Source organism: Streptomyces sp. NPDC056224 (assembly GCF_042267665.1).
GTDB lineage: Bacteria > Actinomycetota > Actinomycetes > Streptomycetales > Streptomycetaceae > Streptomyces.
Genome location: NZ_JBHJTK010000099.1, coordinates 1 through 3,048, shown reverse-complemented (window position 1 = coordinate 3,048; position 3,048 = coordinate 1). Strand labels below are relative to the sequence as shown.

At 73.3% G+C, this 3,048-nt stretch carries 2 protein-coding genes; both read left to right on the top strand.

Going from position 1 to position 3,048, the window contains the following annotated elements; translation table 11 throughout:
• Nucleotides 1-127 precede the first annotated feature (127 nt).
• Entirely contained in the window at nt 128-790 is a 663-nt protein-coding gene (gene msrA / locus ACFCZ1_RS38410) for a peptide-methionine (S)-S-oxide reductase MsrA (RefSeq protein ID WP_376682901.1), read from the top strand.
• 350 nt (nt 791-1,140) lie between these two features.
• The gene (locus tag ACFCZ1_RS38405) at nt 1,141-2,874 is read left to right on the top strand and encodes a serine/threonine-protein kinase (RefSeq protein WP_376682900.1); all 1,734 of its coding nucleotides are present in this window, start codon (nt 1,141-1,143) and stop codon (nt 2,872-2,874) included.
• The last annotated feature ends 174 nt before the right edge of the window (nt 2,875-3,048 follow it).

Below are 3,048 nucleotides of genomic sequence, written 5' to 3'. Positions count from 1 at the left end.
CACCCCCCCACCACGCCATCCCCTCTCTTGTTTTTTTTGTGGGGATTTTTTATTTTTATAGGTGTCGGGGGCGGGGTCAGGCCGCCCCGCCCCCGCCCGTTGTCATCGGTGACAAGGAGGGAACCCCATGTTCTCGTACCGCCGTACGCCCGAGCTCCCCACCCGCGAGGAGGCCCTGACCGGCCGCGCGGAGCCCCTCTTCGGCCTGCCCGAGAAGCACACCGTGCTGGGCAACCCGCTGGCCGGCCCCTATCCCGCGCACCTCGAAGTGGCCGACTTCGGGCTGGGCTGCTTCTGGGGCGCGGAGCGCAAGTTCTGGCAGACCCCCGGGGTGTGGACCACCCTGGCCGGTTACCAGGGCGGCTTCACGGAGAACCCGACCTACGAGGAGGTCTGCTCGGGCCGGACCGGCCACACCGAGGTCGTCCGCGTGGTCTTCGACCCGTCCCTGGTCTCGTACGAGACGCTGCTGAAGCTGTTCTGGGAGTCCCACGACCCCACGCAGGGCTTCCGCCAGGGCAACGACGTCGGCACCCAGTACCGCTCGGCGGCCTACACCCACTCCCCCGCCCACCAGGCGGCGGCCGAGGCCTCCCGCACCGCCTACCAGCGCGTCCTCACCGCCTCGGGCCACGGCGAGATCACCACGGCCGTCCTCCCCGCATCGGACCGCCCCTTCTGGCCGGCGGAGGCCTATCACCAGCAGTACCTGGACAAGAACCCGGGCGGCTACTGCGGCATCGGCGGGACGGGCGTCTCCTGCCCGATCGGCGTGGCACCGGCGGAGTAACGAACCGTTCTGACTCACCTTTTCGAGTGGGGGGGGCCGCGCACCCGTCCATGTCGTGGCCGAGGTCGAGCGACTGGCGGGACAGCTCGTCGAACTGTCGGGCATGGGGGTCGACCTCGGCGAGCTCGGCAACGGACCCCGGCCCGGAGGCCCGCGCCGCACGGACGCCGCCGACGGCTGGTTCCATTTCCTCGCCGCACCCCGGGCCCGGCCGATCGTCGTGGTCCGGATCGTTCCGCCGTTCGACGCCCTGTCACCGCAGGGCCCGGCACGGGGATTCGGGGTTCAACTGGGCTCTGACAGACTGCGGTTGGGTGAACCGAGTCGGGTTTGGCGCTACGGGGGAACGTATGTGGGGTCGGGGGACTGTGCTCGGCGGGCGGTACACGCTCGTCGAGCGACTCGGCGGCGGGGCCATGGGAGAGGTCTGGCGGGCCGCTGACGGGGTGCTGGAGCGGGACGTCGCCGTCAAGATCCTGCTGCCCGCCCTGCTGGACGACGAGATGTTCGCCGCGCGGTTCCGGCGGGAGGCCAAGATCCTCGCCGCGCTCAGCCACCCCGGCATCGTGGACGTCCACGACTACGGCGAGGGCAAGGGCAAGGGCGACGGCGACGGCGACGGCGACGGTGGGGACGAGGGCGAAACCCCGTACATCGTCATGGAACTCGTCGACGGGCGGTCCCTGGAGGACGTGCGCGCCGAGCGCGGGCCGATGCCGGTCGCCCAGGCGCTCGGCATCACCGCCCAGGCGCTCGACGCCCTGCACGCCGCACACCTGCGGGGTGTCGTGCACCGGGACATCAAGCCGTCCAACCTGATGGTCCGTCCCGACGGCCGGGTCACGGTGACCGACTTCGGCATCGCCCGCTCCGCCGCCGGGCCCAGGCTCACCGCCTCGCACGCGATGCTCGGGACCGCGCTCTACACCGCCCCCGAGCAGGCCGAGGGCATCGCCGCCGTACCGGCGTCCGACCTGTACTCCCTCGGTGTCGTCTGTTACGAGCTGCTCGCCGGCGAGCCGCCCTTCACCGGCGGCTCGGTGCTGGAGATCGTGCTCAAGCACATCCGGGAGCCCGCACCGGAGCTGCCCGCCGGGTTTCCGGATGCGGTACGGGCCTTCGTGTCCAGGGCGCTGGCCAAGAACCCCGAGGACCGGTTTCCCGACGCCGCGGTGATGGCGGCCGCGGCGCGGCGAGCCGCCGCCGGTCAGCCGGATCCGAACCCGGCCCCCGCGCCTGCGCCGGTCCCGGCGGCTGCCCCGGCGGCCACCGCCGCCCCTGCGGCCAAGCGGCGGGGCAGGACCATCGCCCTGTTCGTGCCCGTCGTGTTCGTGGTGGGCGTCGGCACGACGCTGTACATCGGCCACACCCCCTGGGAGCGCGATACGCAGGCCGCCGGGCCGGGTCCCGCGGCGTCCGCCGCGGCCTCCGGTGCCCCCGCGTCGCCGGGCGCCGCGCCGAGCACCGGGCCGAGTGCGGCGGCGAGCCCTGGCTCGGTGCCGTCGCCCGACGGTGCGAGCGGCGGCACCCAGGCGCCGGGCCAGGGGCCGGGAACGGGGCCGGGAACGGGGCCGGGCCCCGGCGCGACTCAGGGGAACGCTGGCGCCACCCAGGCCGCCGGCGGCGGGGGCGGCTCCGGCAGCAAACCGGCTTCCCCGCCCGCCACCCAGGCTCCCGCCGCCCCGCAGGGCTGCGGCGGCGCGAACTGGGGCGCGATCACCAACGTCGGCGACGGGCTCAAGATCGGCCTCGCCGCCGACAGCCCCGACGGCGGGACGAAGGTGATCATGGGCGGCCATACCGAGTTCGGCTGGGTGCACACGAAACCCCAGTGGACCAAGTTCAACAGCTGCAGCCTGAGCGGTCCGGGGCTCGGCCAGTCGTACGGCTCCTCGACCCCGCGTCTCGTCGCCCCCGGCGGCGGCAGCACGTCGTGGAAGCTGTTCGATGCCCCCACGCCGGGCGCGTACTACATCAAGGACTACGCGGGCCAGAACTGCCTGACCGACAACGGCCCGGGCAAGGAGCTGTCCGCCACCACCTGCACTCCCGGGATCAAGACCCAGCAGTGGTACGTCCCCTGACAGGCCGGCCCGGTCAGACCGTAAGACCGTAAGAACGGCGGGGCGGCGGGGCGGCGGGGCGGCGGGGCATGAAAAGGCGGACGGCGGGGTCCCTTCTCAGCAGCACCGCCACCGCGGCCCGCCCCCGGTCCGTGTCCCGTCCCAAGTCCCACACGTGCCCTCCCCGGATGTCCG